Annotated in this window: 20 protein-coding genes; 19 read left to right on the top strand and 1 reads right to left on the bottom strand. The window is 61.5% G+C overall.

Annotation, left to right across the window (positions count from 1 at the left end; all coding sequences use genetic code 11):
- Nucleotides 1–28: 28 nt before the first annotated feature.
- From NKJ75_RS00280 to NKJ75_RS00270, 3 genes are all read left to right on the top strand, one after another.
- Nucleotides 29–490 carry a hypothetical protein gene (locus NKJ75_RS00280; RefSeq protein ID WP_352499012.1) on the top strand — a complete coding sequence of 154 codons (462 nt, stop codon included), beginning with the start codon at nt 29–31 and terminating at the stop codon, nt 488–490.
- Nucleotides 491–666: 176 nt separating this feature from the next.
- On the top strand, nt 667–1,518 hold the full coding sequence (locus tag NKJ75_RS00275) for a hypothetical protein (RefSeq protein ID WP_352499011.1): 852 nt from the start codon (nt 667–669) through the stop codon (nt 1,516–1,518).
- 52 nt (nt 1,519–1,570) lie between these two features.
- The gene (locus tag NKJ75_RS00270) at nt 1,571–2,176 is read left to right on the top strand and encodes a DUF6456 domain-containing protein (RefSeq protein ID WP_352499010.1); all 606 of its coding nucleotides are present in this window, start codon (nt 1,571–1,573) and stop codon (nt 2,174–2,176) included.
- 135 nt (nt 2,177–2,311) lie between these two features.
- Here the strand turns inward: NKJ75_RS00270 and NKJ75_RS00265 are convergent, their stop codons facing one another.
- Complete coding sequence (locus NKJ75_RS00265) at nt 2,312–2,491, bottom strand: hypothetical protein (RefSeq protein WP_081731211.1); 180 nt, start codon at nt 2,489–2,491, stop codon at nt 2,312–2,314.
- An 88-nt stretch (nt 2,492–2,579) separates the two neighbouring features.
- Between NKJ75_RS00265 and NKJ75_RS00260 the strand changes: the two genes are divergently transcribed.
- The 16 genes from NKJ75_RS00260 to NKJ75_RS00185 all read left to right on the top strand — a co-directional run bounded on the left by NKJ75_RS00260 (nt 2,580) and on the right by NKJ75_RS00185 (nt 19,768).
- A complete protein-coding gene (locus NKJ75_RS00260) occupies nt 2,580–3,137 on the top strand; it encodes a terminase small subunit (RefSeq protein ID WP_352499009.1) in 558 nt (185 codons plus the stop codon).
- Nucleotides 3,112–4,644 (top strand): terminase large subunit domain-containing protein, encoded by a 1,533-nt coding sequence (locus NKJ75_RS00255; protein WP_352499008.1) that lies wholly within the window; start codon nt 3,112–3,114, stop codon nt 4,642–4,644. Before NKJ75_RS00260 ends, NKJ75_RS00255 begins: the two co-directional genes overlap by 26 nt.
- Complete coding sequence (locus NKJ75_RS00250) at nt 4,641–6,872, top strand: hypothetical protein (protein ID WP_352499007.1); 2,232 nt, start codon at nt 4,641–4,643, stop codon at nt 6,870–6,872. The genes NKJ75_RS00255 and NKJ75_RS00250 overlap by 4 nt, the downstream gene beginning before the upstream one ends.
- Before the next feature lie 13 nt (nt 6,873–6,885).
- The gene (locus tag NKJ75_RS00245) at nt 6,886–7,137 is read left to right on the top strand and encodes a hypothetical protein (protein WP_156939134.1); all 252 of its coding nucleotides are present in this window, start codon (nt 6,886–6,888) and stop codon (nt 7,135–7,137) included.
- A gap of 50 nt (nt 7,138–7,187) precedes the next feature.
- The gene (locus NKJ75_RS00240) at nt 7,188–7,463 is read left to right on the top strand and encodes a hypothetical protein (protein WP_156940676.1); all 276 of its coding nucleotides are present in this window, start codon (nt 7,188–7,190) and stop codon (nt 7,461–7,463) included.
- Entirely contained in the window at nt 7,460–7,681 is a 222-nt protein-coding gene (locus NKJ75_RS00235; RefSeq protein WP_023695669.1) for a hypothetical protein, read from the top strand. The genes NKJ75_RS00240 and NKJ75_RS00235 overlap by 4 nt, the downstream gene beginning before the upstream one ends.
- A gap of 28 nt (nt 7,682–7,709) precedes the next feature.
- Complete coding sequence (locus NKJ75_RS00230; RefSeq protein WP_352499006.1) at nt 7,710–8,867, top strand: hypothetical protein; 1,158 nt, start codon at nt 7,710–7,712, stop codon at nt 8,865–8,867.
- Between the two features lie 131 nt (nt 8,868–8,998).
- Entirely contained in the window at nt 8,999–9,907 is a 909-nt protein-coding gene (locus NKJ75_RS00225; protein ID WP_352499005.1) for a phage major capsid protein, read from the top strand.
- Nucleotides 9,908–9,924: 17 nt separating this feature from the next.
- Nucleotides 9,925–10,440 carry a hypothetical protein gene (locus NKJ75_RS00220; RefSeq protein ID WP_023695666.1) on the top strand — a complete coding sequence of 172 codons (516 nt, stop codon included), beginning with the start codon at nt 9,925–9,927 and terminating at the stop codon, nt 10,438–10,440.
- Nucleotides 10,441–10,521: 81 nt separating this feature from the next.
- Entirely contained in the window at nt 10,522–11,337 is an 816-nt protein-coding gene (locus tag NKJ75_RS00215; RefSeq protein ID WP_023695665.1) for a hypothetical protein, read from the top strand.
- 6 nt (nt 11,338–11,343) lie between these two features.
- Entirely contained in the window at nt 11,344–12,045 is a 702-nt protein-coding gene (locus tag NKJ75_RS00210) for a phage adaptor protein (RefSeq protein ID WP_023695664.1), read from the top strand.
- On the top strand, nt 12,042–13,625 hold the full coding sequence (locus tag NKJ75_RS00205) for a hypothetical protein (protein ID WP_352499004.1): 1,584 nt from the start codon (nt 12,042–12,044) through the stop codon (nt 13,623–13,625). Before NKJ75_RS00210 ends, NKJ75_RS00205 begins: the two co-directional genes overlap by 4 nt.
- A complete protein-coding gene (locus NKJ75_RS00200; protein ID WP_352499003.1) occupies nt 13,622–14,065 on the top strand; it encodes a GNAT family N-acetyltransferase in 444 nt (147 codons plus the stop codon). The genes NKJ75_RS00205 and NKJ75_RS00200 overlap by 4 nt, the downstream gene beginning before the upstream one ends.
- On the top strand, nt 14,058–15,071 hold the full coding sequence (locus NKJ75_RS00195; protein WP_352499002.1) for a hypothetical protein: 1,014 nt from the start codon (nt 14,058–14,060) through the stop codon (nt 15,069–15,071). Before NKJ75_RS00200 ends, NKJ75_RS00195 begins: the two co-directional genes overlap by 8 nt.
- 3 nt (nt 15,072–15,074) lie before the next feature.
- The gene (locus NKJ75_RS00190; RefSeq protein WP_352499001.1) at nt 15,075–17,600 is read left to right on the top strand and encodes a glycoside hydrolase family 24 protein; all 2,526 of its coding nucleotides are present in this window, start codon (nt 15,075–15,077) and stop codon (nt 17,598–17,600) included.
- Nucleotides 17,600–19,768: a hypothetical protein gene (locus NKJ75_RS00185; RefSeq protein WP_352499000.1), complete on the top strand. Its 2,169-nt coding sequence runs from the start codon at nt 17,600–17,602 to the stop codon at nt 19,766–19,768. Before NKJ75_RS00190 ends, NKJ75_RS00185 begins: the two co-directional genes overlap by 1 nt.
- Nucleotides 19,769–19,929 lie beyond the last annotated feature (161 nt).

The following is a 19,929-nucleotide window of genomic DNA, read 5'->3' as shown; positions in this document are numbered from 1 at the left end:
CTTTCGAACGACAACAAAGGGCGTTGCCATGACCGTGATTGAAGCTTCGGGCGGGGGCTGGATTGTGGTTTCTCGCGGCGAAACCTTGGCGGGGCCGTTTCCGACCAACGCGGAAGCCTGGCGCGCGGCTGATCGCATCGAGGGCTCGCCCATATCGCCAGCCGAAAAGCGGGCTGACTGGATCTCGAACAAGATCCTGTCGAGCGGGCCGGCAGAAAACGGGTTGCAGGAAAACCCGTTTCCCACCCTTCCGAAGCAGACCCGGCAGGAGAAGAAACAGGCCGCTAAGAAACGGCGGACGAAAGAGCGGCGGAAGCGCGCTGCAGCAAAGGCTCCGAAATGGCTGCGGACAATAGCGGCGACTGACTTCGACCCGAAGGGAAATCGCAATTATCGGGATGCGCAGCTCGGGACATTTGGCGCGGCATCGCCCGTCCGCCACATCAGTCCAGCGGAATATCTAGCGGCAAGCGAAGGGAACGAAAATTGAGCGGTTCGCAAGCGTTCGTTCACCAATCTTTCGGCTACCGGTGGGCAGACACCGAGAATGTCGGGGAAAGCTCGGCGCGCTTGGTCGTTGTCCACAGCGAGGCCTGCAACCAAGCAGCCGCGCACTCATGCAGAGGCGTCCCCGCTCAGGTTGAGCTGCGTAACAGGAAAAACTCTGTGGAACTTCTCAATGGTATTGCCGCGATCTCAACAACAGGCCTCAATCCACGTAAGCCCAGCACAGGTGAGCCGATCTGCGAGCGCGTAGATCCGTCGGCCCTATTCGTCGACCATGAGTACCAGCGTGCTATTGGCGAAAAAGGCCACAGACAAATCCGGCAAATCATCGAGAGGTTTTGCTGGACGAAATATAAGCCGCCGATCTGTGCCTACGCCGAGCATGGCGGCAAAACTATCTTGAAGGTGCTTGACGGGCAGCACACTGCAATTGCAGCTGCGAGTAATCCTCATATCGATCTTATCCCGGTGATGATCGTCGACGCGCCCGACACCCAGACCCAGGCAGCGGCATTCGTCGGTCAAAACACTCAGCGGCTTGGAGTTACCGCACTGCATCTCCATCACTCTGCGGTCTTAGCGGGTTTTGAGGACGCTGTGGACGTTGACCGTACCTGTCAGCGGGCCGGGGTCAAAGTTCTTAAGAATCTGCCCAAGTCGGGCAAATATCAGCCTGGCGATACGATTGCGATTTCGGCCATCAGGGGCCTCGTCGCCCGTCGTGAACCACTGGGAGCGCGGATCATCCTTGAGGTCTTGGCCAAGGCTCATTTGGCACCCATCACCGCAACTCACATCAAGGCTGCCGAGTACGTCATGACCGACAGTGAGATGTCGATAAAGCTCGATCCCGATGATCTGTCGAAAACGATAGGCGATCTGTACCTGTCGGCCGAAGACGAAGCGAAACTAATGGCGAAGACCCATCGCACGTCGGAATGGAAGGCGCTCGGATCAATCTGGTACCGCAAGACAAAGAAGAAGCGACAGGTGATGCGCTTGGTCGCCTGAAACGGCGCGCCGCGGCGAATTGACGGCGCGGCGCACCCCAACGGAGTTTCGTATGACGAAAGCAGCAAAGAAAACCAAGCCGACCGCGCCAAAGATGCGCAAGGGTGAGGCCGAACAGGTGAAAATCCGTCGCGACCTCGGCCATGACTTCGCTGTCCAGACGGATGATTACGGGCGCGATCGGCTTATCGCCGGGACGGCAGAAGCGCGTCGGGTCTACGATGTCAGCAATGGCGGCTATATCAGCACGGGTGGCATAGCCCGGGTTCGCAAGGTCGATCCCCTCAAGGGCATCTCGAGCCTGACGTACAAGCAGCGGGAGGCCGGTACTCGCTATCGCGCTGACTTCGAACTGGCCACGCGCGAGGGCCTGAAGACCATGGGCATGGGCGAGCGCGTGGACGGAGGGCGGTCCGGAGCGAGTGTCCCGGCCAAGCTGATCGACAACCATGCTGTCATGGCGCGGGCGCGGCAAGCTCTGGTCTATCCCGAGATACTGGCTGTAATCGATGCGGTATGCGGTCTCGGGATGTCAATCAAGGAAGTGGCGCAGCGGGAGAACGTGGTCCGAGACATTCCCGCCCAGCTTTTGCGCATGGGTCTGGAACGCCTCGTTTTCCACTACGGGTCGCAGTCAGCAACGCGTCACAACAGTTGAAACGTGCCGTCACGTATGGTAGATATTTGGGCACGGTGACGATTTGCGCCGGAACCCGCCTAAGTCAGGCGGGTTTTTTGTTGAGCAGCGAAGCAGGAAGCTCCTCCAGAGACTTCTTCTTGCAGCCTGACCGTCTCAAGTGAGCGTTGGCTCGATCCCCGGCGGGTTAAGCCTTATCCGCTGACCGGCCGCAAAATTCCTGGCAAATTCTTCGTTCTCAAAAAGATGCTGGGTGGTTTCGCCGTTCTCAAAAATCTGCACCGCCCATTTGCCGTCGATGCGTTCGATACGAACACCAGTTGTCTTATCGTCCAAGTCGCCACTCCCACACACGAGCTCCAACAAACCATAGCGTCTTAGAACGCACAAGTTCCTGCATGCGCTCAGACCGCAAGGTGCCTCAATGCCCGCAAAAGAGCTAACCCCGAAGCAAGCGCGCTTCGTCGAAGAATTCATGATCGACCTGAACGCCACACAGGCGGCAAAGCGGGCCGGCTACAGCGAATTAACAGCCCAGGTGCAGGGATCGCGCCTGTTATCGAATGTTATGGTTGGCGAGGCCATCGCAGCGCGGCAGGCGGCCATCGCTCAGAAGCTCGGCGTCACGCAGGAACGCATCGTTGCCGAGCTGGCGAAGATTGCCTTTTCCGACATCCGCAAGGCGGTGCAGTGGGGCCGCAGCCCGATCGACACGGAATCGGAGAACGCCAAGCCGAACGGTCTCGGCATCTATCCGGTCGAGTTGATCGGTAGCGACAAGATGGACGACGACACAGCCGCCGCGGTGTCCGAGGTGTCGCTTACCCAGACTGGCATCAAGATCAAGATGCACGACAAGAAATCGGCGCTGGTCGACCTCGGCAAGCATCTCGGCATGTTCAAGGAACGCGTCGAGCTCACTGGCAAGGACGGCGCCGCGCTCGTCCCGGTGGTCAATGTCCGCCTCCGCAGCCGCAGCTGAAATTAATCTCGACCTGCACGACAAGCAGGCGCTGGCATTCGAGACGGAAGCAACCGAAGCGCTCTATGGCGGTGCTGCCGGCGGTGGCAAGTCGCACCTGATGCGCGCTGCGGCCATCACTTGGTGCGCTGAAATCCCAGGCCTTCAGGTCTATTTGTTCCGCCGCATCCGCGACGACCTGATCAAGAACCACATGGAAGGCCCGCAAGGCTTTCGCCAGATGCTCGCCGGCTGGGTGGAATGCGGGTTCGTCACGATCGTCGAGGACGAAATTCGATTCTGGAACGGATCGAGGATCTACCTTTGTCACTGCAAGGACGAGAAGGACCGTTTCAAATATCAGTGCGCTGAAATTCACGTGCTGCTGATCGACGAACTGACCCACTTCACCGAAGTGATCTATCGTTTTCTCCGCAACCGCGTGCGCATGGTCGGGATCAGGGTTCCACCGCAATACGCCGGCCGGTTCCCGCGCATCCTCTGTGGAGCCAATCCAGGCGGGATCGGTCACCAGTTCGTCAAGGCAACGTTCATTGACGGCGTGCTGCCGCTGAAGGTGTACAAGGCCGAAGTCAGCGAAGGCGGCATGCAGCGGCAGTTCATCCCTGCCCAGCTCGAAGACAACCCGAGCATGAACGACAATGACCCCGGCTATGAAAGCCGCCTGATGGGTCTCGGCTCGGAGAGCCTGGTGCGCGCTATGCGCTATGGCGATTGGGACGTTGTCGAGGGCGCCTATTTTGATAACTTCGAACGCCGCCGGCATGTCGTCAAACCATTTGCCATTCCAGACCATTGGACACGCTTCAGGGCGGGCGACTGGGGCAGCGCCAAGCCGTTCTCATTCGGGTGGTATGCGGTGGCGTCCGATGACACGATTGTGCCGTCCGGCGTGGCTGGCACGCCCGGCATCGTCATTCCACGCGGCGCGCTCATCAAGTACCGCGAATGGTATGGGGTGAAGATCGACAAGTCGGGCCGCTATCTGCCCAACACCGGTCTGAAGCTTCATGCAGAAGCCGTCGGGGCCGGCGTCCGCCAGCGCGACCATGACGACACGATCAGTTACGGCGTTCTTGACCCTGCAGCGTTCAGCCAAGACGGCGGACCATCGCTAGCCGAGCGCATGGCGAACGGGACGAACGCTAACGGATCGACCTTCCGACGCGCCGACAACAAGCGAACGGCTGGACGCGGTGCTATGGGCGGCTGGGATCAGTTGCGCGGCCGACTGACTGGCGACGAAGACGGCCGGGCGATGCTGTTCTTCTTCGAAACCTGCATCCACACCATTCGGACACTGCCGGCGCTTCAGCATGACGAGGCGAACCCGGAAGACCTCAACAGCGACCAGGAAGACCATGCCGCCGACGAGACGCGCTACGCGTGCATGTCGCGGCCATGGGCGGCCAAGACCAAGACGCCGGCTCCCAAGGTGCCAGAGGGCCATGTCCAGCTTCCCGGCGTGCCTGACGACGGCAACGGGCGTCGAAGGATTCGCATATGATCAACGACACAGAAGACGAGATTGACAGCACCGCAGATGATGCGGTCGACCCGTCGCTGAAGCCCAAGGCTTCCAAGGGCTGGCTGAAGCTGATCACGGATCAGGAGAAGGCCGGGTTTGCCGACTATCAGACACGATGCACCAACATCCAGAAGCGATATGCCGATCTGGAGCGCCTGGCGAACGTCACCCGCGACCGTGAGTTTCAAATCTTCTGGGCCAATATCGAAGTCCTGAAGCCTTCCATGTATTCCCGCCCACCGGTCCCGGTTGTGGCGCCGCGCTTTCAGGACAGGCGACCGCTCCCGCGCACGGCATCGGAGCTTGTCGAGCGCTCGACGGCGGTCACGTTCGATCGGCAGAACATAGACGGCGTGATGCGCCTGGTGCGCGACGACCTGGCCACGATTGCGCGCGGGTGCATGTGGATCCGGTACGAGACCAAGAGCCGAGAGAACGGCTACACCGAAACCGTTTGCATCGAGCACAAGAACCGCCGCGACTTCGTGCATGATCCTGCCCGCAACTGGAAAGAGGTGGACTGGGTCGCCGGCGGCGCATGGATGACGCGCAAAGAGATGCGCAAGCGCTTCAAGGCGACTTCGGGCAACGCCTATCAGGATGCCGAGTTCGCCAAGCGCAAGGACGACAAGAACAACACCGACGGCAAGCTGAAGGCGCGCGTCTGGGAGCTGTGGTCGAAGTCCGAAAACAAGGTGGTGTGGCTGTCACCAGGCGTTGATGTCGTGCTGGACGAGGGCGCGCCGCACCTGATGCTGGAAAACTTCTTCCCGTGTCCGCAGCCGGCCTATGGCACGTTGCAGCCGGAGAGCCTTATCCCGGTCCCCGATTACGTCTTCTACAAAGACCAGATCGAGGAAATCAACGACATCACCAACCGCATTTCGGCATTGACCGAAGCGCTTCAAGTGCGCGGCTTCTATCCGGCCGGCGCTGGTGAAATCGGCGATGCGATCGAGGCTGCGGTTAAGACGCGCGATCCGCGCCAGATCATGGTTCCGGTCAGCAATTGGGCTGCTTTCGGCAATGGATCGGCCAAGGACACGATTGTCTGGCTGCCGACCGACATGGTGGCATCGACGATCACGCAGCTGATCGCCCTTCGTAAGCAGCTTATCGAGGACATTTACCAGATCAGCGGCCTGTCGGACATCATGCGGGGCGAGAGCAACCCGAACGAAACGCTCGGAGCGCAGCAGATCAAGACGCAATACGGCTCTGTCCGCATCCGCGACCGGCAGAACGAGCTGGTGCGCATCGCTCGCGACGCGGCGCGCATCATCGCCGAGGTCATGGCAGAGAATTTCCAGTCGAAGACGCTGTTGGAAATGAGCCAGATGGAACTGCCGAGCGATGCCGATATCGCCAAGCAGGTAAAGCCGCTGGAGGCCCAGGCCAGGAGCATCGAGAAGGAATTGCAGGGCGCGTCGAGCGATCCTGAAGTCGCCGCGATGGCGAAGCAGAACCCGAAAGCCGCGCAGCAGATCATGCAGCAGGCTCAGGGCCAGATTGCCCAGATCGCCAAGCAGATCGAGGATCTGAAAAAGACCGTCACTATCGACCAGGTGATGGACTTCCTGCACGATCAGAAAATCCGGCCGTTCAGTCTCGACATCGAGACCGACAGCACCATCCAGCCCGACGAGAACGCCGAGAAGCAGCGCCGCAGCGAGTTCCTGACGGCACTAGCTGGCACGCTCGCCCAGCTTGGCCCGATGGTGCAGGCGCAACCCGAGACGGCTCCCTTCGCTGCCGAGGTGCTGAAATTCGCCATGGCGCCGTTCCGCCCCGGTCGCAGCATGGATGCGACGATTGACGAGTTTGCGGAGCAGATGAAGGCGATGGGTTCCCAGCCCAGGCCAGATCCCAGTGCCGGCAAGGCGGAAGCTGACGCCAAGGCCAACGAAGGCAAGATGGCGGTGGAAAAGGCCAAGTCTGACGCCGCAATGGCCAAGTCACAAAGCGACGCGGAAATCGCAAGGACCAAGGCGGAGGCCGATATCGCCCGGATCAACGCCGATGCCGCGCAAAAGCAGCGCGAGGCCGATATCCGCATCCGCGAGATCGAGGCGAACGCGGCTGCCGCAGCTCAGAAGCACGAGCAGGACATGCAGAAGGGTCAGCTCGAAATCGAAAAACTGCGCCTTCAGGTGCTCGGCCAAGCGCAGAAGAACGCCGCGCCTCAGCCATCTGCTGCTCAACTTTGAAAAGGACAACACCATGCCAGTCAGTGCTGATGAACTCTGCCGGGGCGGGATGTCATATCCGGTGGCGGTCGAAGTAGCCCGCCAGATGAATGCTGGCCTCACCAATGGCAACGTCGACCGGCTTATGTCCGTTGGGGTGCCTGGCGAGCAGGCAAAGGAACTGGCCAAGCAGATCAACGCCGGTGTCTTCGATGCGCACAAGCTTGCTTTAAGCAATGTGAACCCGGGCGTTGCAACTCTGCTGAAGCGGACCAGCGGCCTGTAATGGCTTACACGTGGATCAATCTCGGCGACGGCCGGCAGGTTTTTCGCAAGGTGGATACCACCAAGCCGAAGCGCTCGCATCTGTCGGCGCCAATGATCAATTCGGACACCATGTCCGAAGTCCAGTCGATGCACGACGGCAAGGTCTACACCTCGAAATCGGCTCTTCGCGCGACTTACCGCGCCGCCGGGCTCGAGGAAGTTGGCAACGACCCGGCACGGCTGCGGCCCCGCAAGCGTGCGAAGATCGACCGTAAGGCGATCAAAGAAACAGTGCTGAAAGCAAAAGCCCGATTTGACCGCGGCGAACGGGTCCGGGCGCCGTGATCAGCGCCGGCCTCGCCAACGCGATCGAGGCATCATTCAAAGCCAGTCGCCTCGATATTGGCCAGCAGGCTGTCTTGTGTGTCGCCATGCTTGAGGGCGCGCTGTCCCTGATCATCCCGAACGACATTCGGGCGAAGATGGAAGAGAAATTGCTGCGCGGAATCACGCGCGAGCACATCGACCAGGCGCTGGAATTGATGCGCCAGGACCACCACTAACCAGCAATCCCTCAGACGGAGCAATCCCATGGAAGACTTGAACGGAGGCGCTTCGGCGCCCGCCGAAATCTCGACTGTTGCCGACGACGTGCAGACGCCGAATCCGATCAGCACCGAACCCAACACCGCCGAGCCCAAGCCCGAACCGGAAGCAAAGAAGGCGCCGACCGCTCGCGAAGCGCTGAAGGCTGCGGCCGAAAAAGTCAATGAGAAAGCCAAGGCCGAAGAGACCGACACCGGCAAGAAACCAGTGGAGGCCCAGCCCAAGCCGGCCGAGAAGGCTGCTGACAAGACCGACAAGACGCTTCCCGATCCGAAGCCGACCAAGGACGCGAACACCACTCAGCAGCCTGCCAAGCCGGCAGAGACAGCCAGGACCGAGCCCGGCAAGACGCAAACCAGCCATGCCGAGGCGCCAGCGCGCTTCAAGAGCGATGCCGCTGCGATGGCCGAATGGGAAAAGGCTCCCGACCCGGTCAAGGCAGCCGTTCACCGCTCGATCCGCGAGCTTGAAGCCGGCATCGAAAAGCACCGCGTGCCAGCGGAGGAATTCGAGAAGGTCCGGGACTTCCACGAACTGGCCACCAAGAACAACACCACGATGCGCGATGCGATGACGCGCTACACCAATTTGGAGCGGACGCTACTCTCGGACCCGCTGAAGGGCATTGAGGCCGTCTGCGACTATGCCGGCATCTCGCTTCGCCAGCTCGCTGCGCATGTCATGGGCCAGAAGCCCGACGAGGTGCAGGGCCAGAATGACGCCACCATCCAGCAGCTCAAGCGCGAGATCGAGACGCTGAAGCATAGCGTCGGCGGCGTCACCAACACGATGCAGCAGCAGCACGTCGCAACGATCGACGCGCAGGTGCAGAAGTTCGCGGCTGACAATCCCCGTTTCGAGGACCTGGCCGAAGACATCGCCTTTTTCTTGAAATCGGGCAAAACCGCCGATCTGGCCGAAGCTTACAAGCTCGCGGAAATGCTCAATCCCGAACCGGCCGCATCGACAACCACAGTTTCAGCAGCGCCTCAGACGCGCACCGCTCAAGACCTCCAGGCTCAGACCCTGAAGGGCCAGAAATCCATCACAGGCGCGCCCTCGGCTGGCTCAGACCCGGCAACGAAGCGAGCTTCCACCTCAATCAAGGATTCGCTCCGGCGGGCTGTGTCCCAGATCGGATAATCCATCGCAAAAAGGAGGGCCGACATGGCTCTTACTTCCGTAGAAAAGAACCAGGAGATTTTGTCTCTGGCGCTTGAGGATCGAGCCTCGGGTTACCAGGACCTGGTCTCCAATTCCAACGCTTGCTCAACGTGCTGAAGCGCAAGGGCAAGTTCAAGGAGTACTCCGGCCCGAAAATCCGCCAGCGCCTGCTCTACACCAAGACGGGTTCGGCGGTCTGGTATAACGGCTTCGACTTCCTCAACCCGGTTCCGGCTGAGTTGTTCAACGACGCCGAATACTCGCCGAAAATGTGCGCGGTCGCCGTCACTCTCGCCAATGAGGACATCCTCAACAACGAGGGCGAAAACCAGCTCATGGACATTCTGGAGTCTCACATCGAGGCTGCGGAAGGTGAGTTGCAGGACGAGGTTGATATCTCGCTCCACGGCAACGGCACCCGCTTCGGCGGCAAGGAACTTGGCGGCCTCCAGCTGGCGGTTCCGACTGTGGTCAATTCCGGCGTCTATGCCGGTATCGATCGCGGCGCCAATGCGATCTGGCGCACTTCGGTGTTCGATGCGAATTCTGCCTTCCCGGCTATCGGAACGCAGGTAACGGCGACCACCATCCGCCCGATGCTCAACTCGATCATGACGCAGCGCTCGCGTGGCACCAGGGCCGCCGATCTCCTGCTGATGTCGCCGGAGCATTACGCAGCCTATGACGCGGCCACCGTGGCAATCCAGCGCGTCAACGATGTTTCTGGGCTCGGCAAGCTCGGCTTCACGTCGCTGAAATACTTCGGCGCCGGTCGCTCCGCTGAAATCGTCCAGGAAGGCGGCATCGGCTCCAACATGCCGGCGAACACGACCTATGGTCTGGACACCGACACGCTCTGGCTCCGCTACCACCCGGAACGCAACTTCAACAAGATCGGCAAATCCATGATGCCGATCAATCAGGACGCGAATGTCCAGTACATCGGCTTCATGGGCGAACTGACGATGAACAATCCGCTGTTCCAGTGGAAGCTCATCGACAGCAACCCGGCCGCGTAAAGGAGAGGACCCAGAAAATGGCATACGTTCCTCACACTCCGCATCTCGGCCTCCCGCCGATCGCCGCAACGCTCCCGGCCTCTACGGCGGCCGGGCGCTCCACTCCTGGCCCTTGGCTGGGTCAGATCATCCAGGCGCAAGATCCGGTCTACGGCGTCGGCGAGTTCATCTATCTCGCCGGCGTCGCCACCACCGGTGTCGGCTCGTGGGTGCTCTACAATCCTGACGACTGGTCGACGGTGCTCCTCGGCCCCGACATGATCGGTTCCATTGCAGTCGCCATGTCCGCGAATGTCGCCAGCCAGTTCGGTTGGTATCAGATCAAGGGCAAGGCGATCGGCAAGGCTCTGGTCGGCTTCCTCGACAATGCCAACGTCTACGCCACGGCGACCGCCGGCAGCGTCGACGATGCTGTTGTCGCTGGCGACCGCGTCAAGAACGCCAAGGGCGCTTCTGCGGTCGGCGTACCGTCTGCCGGTCTCGCCGAGTTCGAGATCGATCGACCGTACGTCGACGACGCTCTGGCCGCGTAACCCGGCCAATTCCAACAGGACACTGAAACGGGGGCTTCGGCTCCCGTTTTTCTTTGCACCCTCTCAGACAGGAGTTTCGCCATGAGCGCGAACCAGAACATCGTCAACGTCGTTTTCCGAAATCACGTCATCCCCAACGAACAGGCCAGCAGGTCAGCCGGCCGGCCGATCTTCACCGATATGGAGGTCTGCGACCTTTCATTCCCGGCGAATCGCCAGACCAAGGCGACCTATCCGGCGCATGATGCCGAACCGAACGCCACGCGCGAGAGCATTGCGGCCGGCGGCGGTCTCGTCACCTATGCCCAGCTCTACAACAAGCAATATCTCGCCTTCAAAGACGGCACCTCCCAGCCGCTTTCCGGCACGCCGCTTTCCGAAGCGCCGTTCCTGAAGGAAGGCAAGCGCCGCGAGTTGAAGGCGCTCGGCGTCCACACAGTCGAGCAGCTGGCTTCGCTGGACGGCACCCCGCTGAAGCAGCTCGGCATGGGCGGCCGCGAACTGAAGAACCAGGCGCAGGCCTATCTCGACAATGCGGCCGGCAGCGCCGACATCGTCAACCTTGCGGCTCAGGTCGCGGCCCTGACCCAGCAGTTGGCGGATGAACGCCGGCTGCGCGAAGAGTTCATGCAGGCTGGCGTAAAGGGCGACGATACCGCAACCGCTGTCGCGGCAGAGCCCGACGAGAAAGACGACGACCAGACCGCCGACGATGATGAAGTCGACGAAGAAAACGAAGACGAGCCGACCAAGCCGCCAACCGCTGCCGAGATTGAGGCGATGGATGATGAAGCCCTGAAGGTCTACATCGCCAAGGAAACCGGCTCCCGGCCGCGTGGCAATCCGAACCACGACACCTTGGTCGCTGCGGCCAAGGAATTGGCGATGGTGGATTGATCCGTCATGACGATCCTCAGCGTCATCAAGGATGTCTGCACGGTCATCGGCTTGACCGTGCCGACCGCCGTCTTTTCGTCGACCGACCGCGAGCATATCGAATTGCAGTCGCTCGCCAACGAGATGGCGCAGAGGATCGCATTCGACACTCGGGACTGGACGAAACTCAAGACGCTTGCCACGCTCACCGGCGACGGCGTTTCGACCGGCCTCAATCTCCCGGCCGATTACCAGCGCATGCTGAAGAAAGCGCGTGTCTGGCCGTCGGCAAGCCCCTACACGTCGCTCACGCACTATCCCGACAGCGACGAGTGGCTGGGGCTGGCGGTGCAGAATTTTCAAATCCTCGTTGGCGCATGGACGATGATCGGGGATCAGATCCAGATCAAGCCCGCCATCCCCAACCTGGCCACGGCGCAATTCTATTACCTGACCAACAAAATCGTGAAGGACAAGGACGGCGCCACAAAGGCAGCTTTCACGGCTGACGATGACGTGTTCCGCCTCGATGAGCGCGTTTTGAAGCTCGGCATCATTTGGCAATGGAAGGCCAACAAAGGGCAAGCCTATTCCGAGGACATGGCGACCTACGAGGATGCCATCGCGGTGTCAGCCGGTGCCGACAAGGGCTCCAACATCCTGGCCGTCGGTCGGCGTCGCTCGACGATTGACGCCGACTTTGCCTTTCCGGGAGTAATCACGCCATGAGGGCCGGCTTCAGGCGCGTTCCTGTTGCGGCCCAATCGCAGCAGCACCACAGCACGCTCACATTTCCAGCACCGATCCGGGGCAAGATTTCGAATGAAAACCTCGCTGCGTCGAAGCCGCAGGGTGCCCGCGTCCTCGAGAACTGGTTTCCTACGACAACCGGCATCCGATTGCGTGGCGGCGAGAAGAAGAAGGCGACGATCGGCACTACCGCAGTGGTCAGCATGATGTCCTATGACGCGTCGCCGGGCCGGTTCATGTTCGCGGCCGATGGCACGAAGATTTTCGATGTCACGAACCCTGCCAACCCCAATGTAGCGCCGGCTCCCGTGGTCTCCGGGCTGACCAGCGGTTATTTCTCCTATGTGCAGTTCGAGACCGCTGGCGGCGACTATCTGTCGGCCGTGAACGGCACGGACAGCATGCGCCAATTCGACGGCACGGCATGGACGACGGTGGCCGCGCTGGGCACCATTGCCACGAACAAGCTCTCGCACGTCTGGACCTATCGAAACCGCGAATTTTTCATCCAAAAAAACAGCCTTACGGCTTGGTTTCTACCAGTCGATACCATTGCCGGCGCCGCCGTCGATCTCTCACTTGCCGGTGTCTTCCAGAAGGGCGGATCGCTGCTTTTTGGCGGCACCTGGTCGCTTGATGCCGGCGACGGTGTCGACGACAAATGCGTATTCGTTTCGACCAAGGGCGAGGTAGCGGTCTACGAGGGTGCAAACCCGGCCGACCCGAATGACTGGTCGCTCGTAGGCCGCTATGACATGTCGCCGCCGCGCGGCAAGCGCGCAGTCATGCAAGCCGGTGGCGAACTGCTGATCGGCATGGATGATGGCATCATTCCGATTTCCCAAGCCATCCAGAAAGACCGTGCGGCGCTTTCGATGATCAGCGTTTCGCGCAACATCGAGCCGGACTGGCGCAGGGAAGCTGCGGCTCGCGCCAACCTGCCTTGGGAAATCCTGAAGTGGCCGCTGTTCAACATGGCAATCGTCTCGCTGCCGGCGGATGTCGGACAGGATGCGAGGTGCTTCGTCGTCAACCTGCAAACCGGTGCATGGGCGGACTACACAGGCTGGGATACGCGATGCCTAGTCCTGCATGACGGCTGGGCGTATTTCGGGACGTCGGATGGCAAGATCATGCAGTGCGAGGTCAGCGGCAGTGATGACGGCTCGCCTTATACCTGCACCTATGTTGGCCTGTTCGATCACATGAAGTCGCCGGCGCGGAGAAAGATCGTTCACATGGCGCGGACGGTCTTCCTGGCCAGCCGGAAGTTCATCGCCAAGCTCTCGGTTTCCAAGGACTATCAGGTCTCGCTGCCGTCGGCGCCGTCGTCGGTTGCCGACGATGTCGTTTTCGATGAATGGGATCTGGGCCTCTGGGATGTTGCGAAGTGGGACGCCAGCGCAACGAAGACGGTTTCCACGAAATGGGTCTCTGTCGGCCTGACGGGGTTTGCCATCGCGCCTCAGGTGCAGGTGACCTGTGGTGTGACGCCGACGCCTGATGCCGAGCTCGTCGCGATCGACATGACCTATGAAGTCGGTTCGGTGGTCGTTTGAAACTGATTTTCGGCCATAGCGAAGCGGTCGCTCGGTTCGTGGCCGACATGACGCCTGGCTGCGAAGCCGGTTTCGGCAAGTGCCAGGCGATCGGCGTTGGAGACGACGAGACGGGCGAGCTCGTGGCGGGCATGGTGTTTCACGATTACCAGCCCGAGCCGGGGCTAATGCAGATTTCGAGTGCTTCGAAGACGCCGCGATGGCTGACGGCAAACGTCCGCCACATCATGTTTTCGTATCCGTTCGACCAGGTCGGATGTCAGATGGTGGTTCTGCAGGTCTCCGCGAAGAACGAGCGCATGGTGCGCATCGCCAAGGCCTTCGGCTTCACCCCTTACTTGATCAAGCGCATGCGCGGCCGCGACGAAGACGGCTACGTTTTCACGCTCACTGAAGAAGACTGGCGCAACGGCCGTTTCACGAGGAAGACAAATGGGTAAAGCCTCAGCACCTAAGCCGCCAGATCCCAAGGAAACTTCCGCGGCTTCGACCGGGACGAACATCTCGACTGCTATTGCCAACTCGTATTTGAACAACGCCAATCAGGTCGGGCCTGATGGCACGATCACCTATACGAACAGCGGCACGCAATCGATCACTGATCCCTATACGGGCAAGACCTATCAAATCCCGACGCGCACCGCGACGACGACGCTTTCCGCCGCGCAGCAGGCGATCAAGGACCAGACCGACAAGGCGCAGCTGAACCTTGGCACCCTTGCCAACAACCAATCGTCGTTCCTGAACGACTACATGGCCAAGCCCTTCGATGGCTCGAACGACGCCACCGAAGCACGGCTGCTGCAGCTCGGGAAAGCGCGCCTCGATCCGATCTTGGCTCAACAGCAGGATGCCTTGGCAACAAAGCTCTCAAATCAGGGCATCAAACTTGGCTCGGCCGCCTATGACCGAGCAATGGCCCAGCAGGGCCACAACGTCAACGACGCCAATAACCAGCTCATCCTTTCGGGGCATGGGCAGGCGTTCGCGGAGGGCCAGGCAATCCGCAACCAACCGATCAACGAAATCACGGCGCTGCTTTCGGGATCGCAGGTCAGTTCGCCACAGGCCGCCGGGTATACCGGCAGCACCATTCCGACAACCGACAACGCCGGGCTGATCAACCAGAATTACCAGCAGCGCGTCGACGCGGTGAATGCAAAAAACGCGCAGACCGGAAGCTTGGTCGGTGGTCTTTTTGGTCTCGGCAGCAAGCTCATCGGACTATCCGACGACGACGCGAAAAAGGACAAGGAACGGCTCGCCGACATCACCCCGGAAATGGGGCTGTGGAAGTTCCACTACAAAGGCGAAGCGAAGGGCGCTCCGATGCGGCTCGGGCTCATGGCCAGCGAAGTCGAGAAGGTGCGACCCGATGCTGTTTCGCGTCGGCCTGACGGTTATCGCCAGGTCGACTACGGCAAAGCTCTGTCGTTGGGGGCCTGAGACATGGCGTTGTCATTCATCTTCGATGCCGAGAAGGGCGAGACGCCTGCGTCAGTCGCCAAGAAGCGGGCAATTGTCCAGGCGCTGATGTCTTCCCAGCGGGCGCCGCAGAACATCGGCGAGGGCTTGAACGCGCTCGGCGACGGCATCGTGCAGAATGTGCTCAACAGGCGCGCCGACGCGGCAGAGACCGCAGGACAAGCCCGCGCGACCGACGCGTTTGGCGGCATGATCAATGCCGGCATTTTCCCGGCGGCTCCGGGCTCTCCAGTTGCGGCCTCCGCGAGCGGCGCGGCCGACTACGGCGGCGACCAACTCGCATGGCAGGACGCAAAGCCTTACCAGAAGGCGCTGCTCAACACGATTTCCGGCCCAGAAAGCGGCGGTCGCTACAACGTCATCTATGGCGGCGGGAAGTTCGACGATTTCTCCCGCCACCCTAACCAGGCGGTGCGCATCCAAACCGGGCCGAATGCTGGCCGCACCTCGTCAGCCGCCGGCAAGTATCAGTTTTTGGGTTCCACATGGGACGATGAGGCCAAGGAACTCGGCTTGCCCGACTTCTCGCCAGTCAACCAGGACAAGGCGGCATGGAACCTCGCCGCCAAGACCTACAAGGCCAAGACGGGCCAAGTGCTCGACGACGTTCTACAATCCGGCGATCCGGACGCAATCGCCAACGTAGGCCAGGTCTTGAGCGGGACGTGGACGAGCCTTCCCGGTGGCATCGAGCAGGGCACAAATACGAACAGGTTCGTTGCGACCTACCAGAAGGCGCTTGGCGCCGGCGCTACGCCCTCACAGGCAACGCGGGCGGCCCAGCAGGAGCAGTCACAAGACCCAGTTCAGGTTGCCTCGGTCGATCCCTCCGCTGGTATGACACCGGCCCCGAGCCTCGCCACTATGTCGCCCGGCACCACGGCTCCTGCGTATGATCCCAGCGGCCTTCCTCCGCTCGATCCTAACGACCCGATGGCACCCGCAACGCGTCCCACTTATCCCGGCGCTCCGCAAGAACCTGGAAAAGCTGGTGAAGTTCGCCGCGGCGCCGACGGCAAGACCTATCAGTTTGTCGAGACGACTGGCATGGCCGGCGCGACTGGCAATCAGGGATGGATTCCGGTCAATGCCGATGCGCCTTTGCCCAATCCCGGCCCCGGCGATGCTGCTGCGACCACGCCGGCCGGCCAGCGCGTGCTGTCAACAATGATGAGCCCGGAACCGCTGAGCGGTCGCGGTGGCGTCGTGCAGGCCCTCAGCGCGGCTCAGCAGCCCGCTCCAGCGGCAGCGGCCCCGTCGCCGGTCGTTGCGGCTCTTGCTGGCGCTCAGCAGCCCCAGCAGGCTGCACCAGCCTCTGCCGGCGTCCAGAAGGTCGCTCAGGCGATGTCTCCGCAGGAAGACCTGTCCAGCATCCCGGTAGAGGCTGGCGGCACTGGCGGCGCTATCCAGCCCGGTCAGGGCGGTCCGTTTATTCAGCAGATCATGCAGGTTGCCGCTGACCCGTGGGCGTCGCCCGAGCAAAAGACGATGGCCAATATGATGCTCCAGCAGAAAATGCAGGAGGCCGATCCTTTGCGGCAGCTGCAAATTCAGGCTGCGCGCAAGTCTCTGGCCGTTCCGCCGAAGCAGTGGCAGAAGCTGGACGACGACACCCTGTTCGATGCGGCCAGCGGCGAGACGAAAAGCATTTCAGGCGGCGGCCCGACGAAGTTCGAAGGCAACGGCCTCGATGCCCAGGCTTGGAACATCCTCTCGACCGCCGATCCCGCTTCGCGAGAATATGCAACTGCCTACGCCATCATTTCGCAGCCAAAGACGCAGATGGTGCAGACGCCTGATGGGATGGTGCCTATTCAGGTGCCGCCCAACCTTCCGGCATGGCTACAGGCTCCCGGTGGTGGTGCCGTGCCTGCCGCACCAGCCGCGCCAGGAGTGACTTCGCCCGCTCAGGTAGCGCCTCCTGCTGCTGGGGCACCGGCTCCCGCCGTCGCTGCGCCGCCTTCGGCCGCTCCTTCTGCAGGAGCCGTCATCCCCGGCACAATGAAGCCGACAGAAACACAGCGGAACCGGGTTTCCTCCGTCAACCAGGCGTTCGATGCCATCACCGGCGAACTCGACCGCTATTCGGAGCTGGTCGCCAAGACCGGCATCGAGGCAATGCCCGGCGCGTCCAAGGACAATCTGAACACCGTCCGCCAAGGCATCATGTTGCAGATGAAGGAACTCTTCAATCTGGGTGTCCTCAATGGGCCTGATCTCCAGTTGATGGAAAACATGATCTACGACCCGGTTGTCGACGTGACCAAGGACGGCGGGGCATGGAACCTTCCGAGCCAGGTCTACACCGCAGCTACTGGCGGGGCGGGTGACAGGGCGGCCAACAGCGTCAAAGAGCTGAAGCGCATGCTGGAAGGCATCAAGGCTTCGGTCGACCGGACTACGGCCGAGCCGAACGCTCCGGCAGCATCGCCAAATCCGGATGGCTGGAAGGATGTCGGCAACGGTGTTCGGATCAGGGTGAAACCATAATGGCGACATTCGAAATTCAAGGCGCGGACGGCAAGACCTACGAAGTCGACGCGCCCGACGAAAGGACCGCGCTGGGCGCCCTTGGACAGGCCGCGCCCGATGCCTCAGCGCAGACACGCGCTCAGGCCGGCATTGCGCTTGCCCAACAGATGCAGACGCTGTCACCCGAGCAAAAGCGCGCTGTTGCCGGCATCGACCAAGACACGCTGCAGCCGGCCCGCGTCCCGGCGTTCGCGCCTCCCGGGTACAATGCGCTCACCGACAGGATCGAGGGCGACGATGCTCTGAGCAAAATGCGCACCACGTCGGGCGGGATACTGGAGGGCATTCCGATCTTGGGCCCAATTATCCGAGGCGGCGTCGATCGGGCAGCTGCTGCGACAATCGCAGGAGCGTCTGACGAGACCTATGACCAAGTTCTGAAGCGCATCCAAGCCGGCACCGCTGCAGAAAAGTCGATGAATCCGAAGCTGGATCGGGCGTCTCAGATTACTGGTGCAGTTGCTGGCACGATACCGGCCATCGCAGCGGCGCCTGGAGCCTTCGGCGTCGGTGCAGGAACACTTGGAACTCGACTGGTGCTGGGTGCTGGGTCGGGCGGGGCGATAAGCGGCGCGGATGCTCTCGTCAGGTCCGGTGGTGATTGGTCTGAAGCTCGGAAGGGTGCTCTAATCGGCGCCGGCCTGGGTCTCGCCGCACCGATCGTAGGCCCGCTCGCTGGCCGAGGCGTCAAATGGCTGGCCGATGGATGGAACCTCGGCGCTGCAGCCAAGGAACTTGGCATCGACAAGGTTGCCGCGGCGATGCTGTCGAGGGCGGCAGGGCGTGACGCCCTCGATGCCGGCGCTCGGGGTCAGATGGAAAAGCTCGGCCCCGGCGGCATGATCATGGATCTTGGCGAAAATCTTCGGTCACAGGCTGCTGGCCTGGCTGCTCTTCCTGGCGAAGGCAAGACAATCGTCAAGGGTGCAGTCGGCGCTCGCGAAGCGGATGCCAATTGGCGTATCCGCTCCGGGCTAGACGAGACGCTTGGTGATGCCCCAACGCCATCGCACCTTATCGACCGCGCGAACCGGAACCAGCAGCTTTTGGCGCCGGAATATCGAGAGGCCTTGCGCGACGCTGGACCAGTCGACACGTTGCCGATCGCCCGATACCTCGAAACCGAAGCCCAGACGCTTCGCGGTGAACCTCAACGCCTCATCCAGCGGGTCAGGGCGATGCTGGATCATGAGCCTACCCCGGCAGATATCGCTCGCGCCCGTGCGCTTGGTCAGCCAGCACCAGGGCCGTCCCTTGTGGCTGACGCTGCCGAATTGCTGAACACCCGCCATGCGATCGACGACCTGCTGGAGACAGCGCAGGGCACAAATGCAAGGAACGCGCTGACAACCGCCCGACAAGCGGTTGACGACGAGCTTCGGGCGTCTGTTCCAGGCATCAAGGAGGTCGACGCGAAATACTCCGAGCTTGCCCGGCAGAAAGAGGCTGTAGGGCGCGGACAGTCGGTTCTCGCCGGTGGCCGAGAAGCGCCACGGCCGAATGAGTTGGTTGATGAGGTCAGGCAAGGTGCTCTGCCACAGGGTCTGCAGATCGGCCCTTCGGCGGTGCCGGTCCGCTTGCGTCAGGGAGCCCGCGCCGAGATCGAGCGCCTGGTTGGCACGACCGCTAACGACCGAGTGGCTCTTCAGCGCGCCGTCGGCGGCGAAGGCGACTGGAACCGCGCGCGGCTATCCACTCTGTTTGGCCGCGAGCCAACCGGCAAGGTGCTCGACATGCTGGAGCGCGAGCGCCACTTTGCCGAGACAACCGATCAGGTAGTTCGCAACTCCTACACCGCAGCCCGCCAGGCCTCACAGCAGGAACTCACCGGCTCCGGCGCCGAGGCCTTTGGTGTCCCTCAGGCGTTCATGGCAGGTGGGGTAGCGGGGGCGGCCCGGGCCACGGCCATGAAAGGCGTTGACGCGGTCGTTGAAGCACTCAGCGGCGTCAAGAATGAAGCCACGCGGAGCGCTATGGCCAAGATCCTCACCAGCAACGATCCGGAAGTGCTTGAGGCTCTTCTTCGCGCTGGCCGTGGCTCGCGTGTGAACGCGTCAGAGGTCGATAAGGTCTCTCGCGCGCTGCTGCTCTCGTCGGGCCAACGCACGGCGCTCCCACAGCATTAGACCCAGGAAGATGGCGAGCATCCCGAACACACCGAAAAACAGCCCGGAGATGAAGTCCTCCGACATCTGATCAAGCCACCATTTCAGGGCGTCGCGAAAAGCGACCAGGATCACAATCGTAATCACTGCCGAGACGATCTGAAGAATTCTGACGCGCATAG

Source organism: Mesorhizobium sp. M0058, assembly GCF_040323095.1.
Taxonomy (GTDB): Bacteria; Pseudomonadota; Alphaproteobacteria; order Rhizobiales; family Rhizobiaceae; genus Mesorhizobium.
Note: the sequence above shows the minus strand (reverse complement) of the source record. Positions and strands in the feature narration are given on the sequence as shown.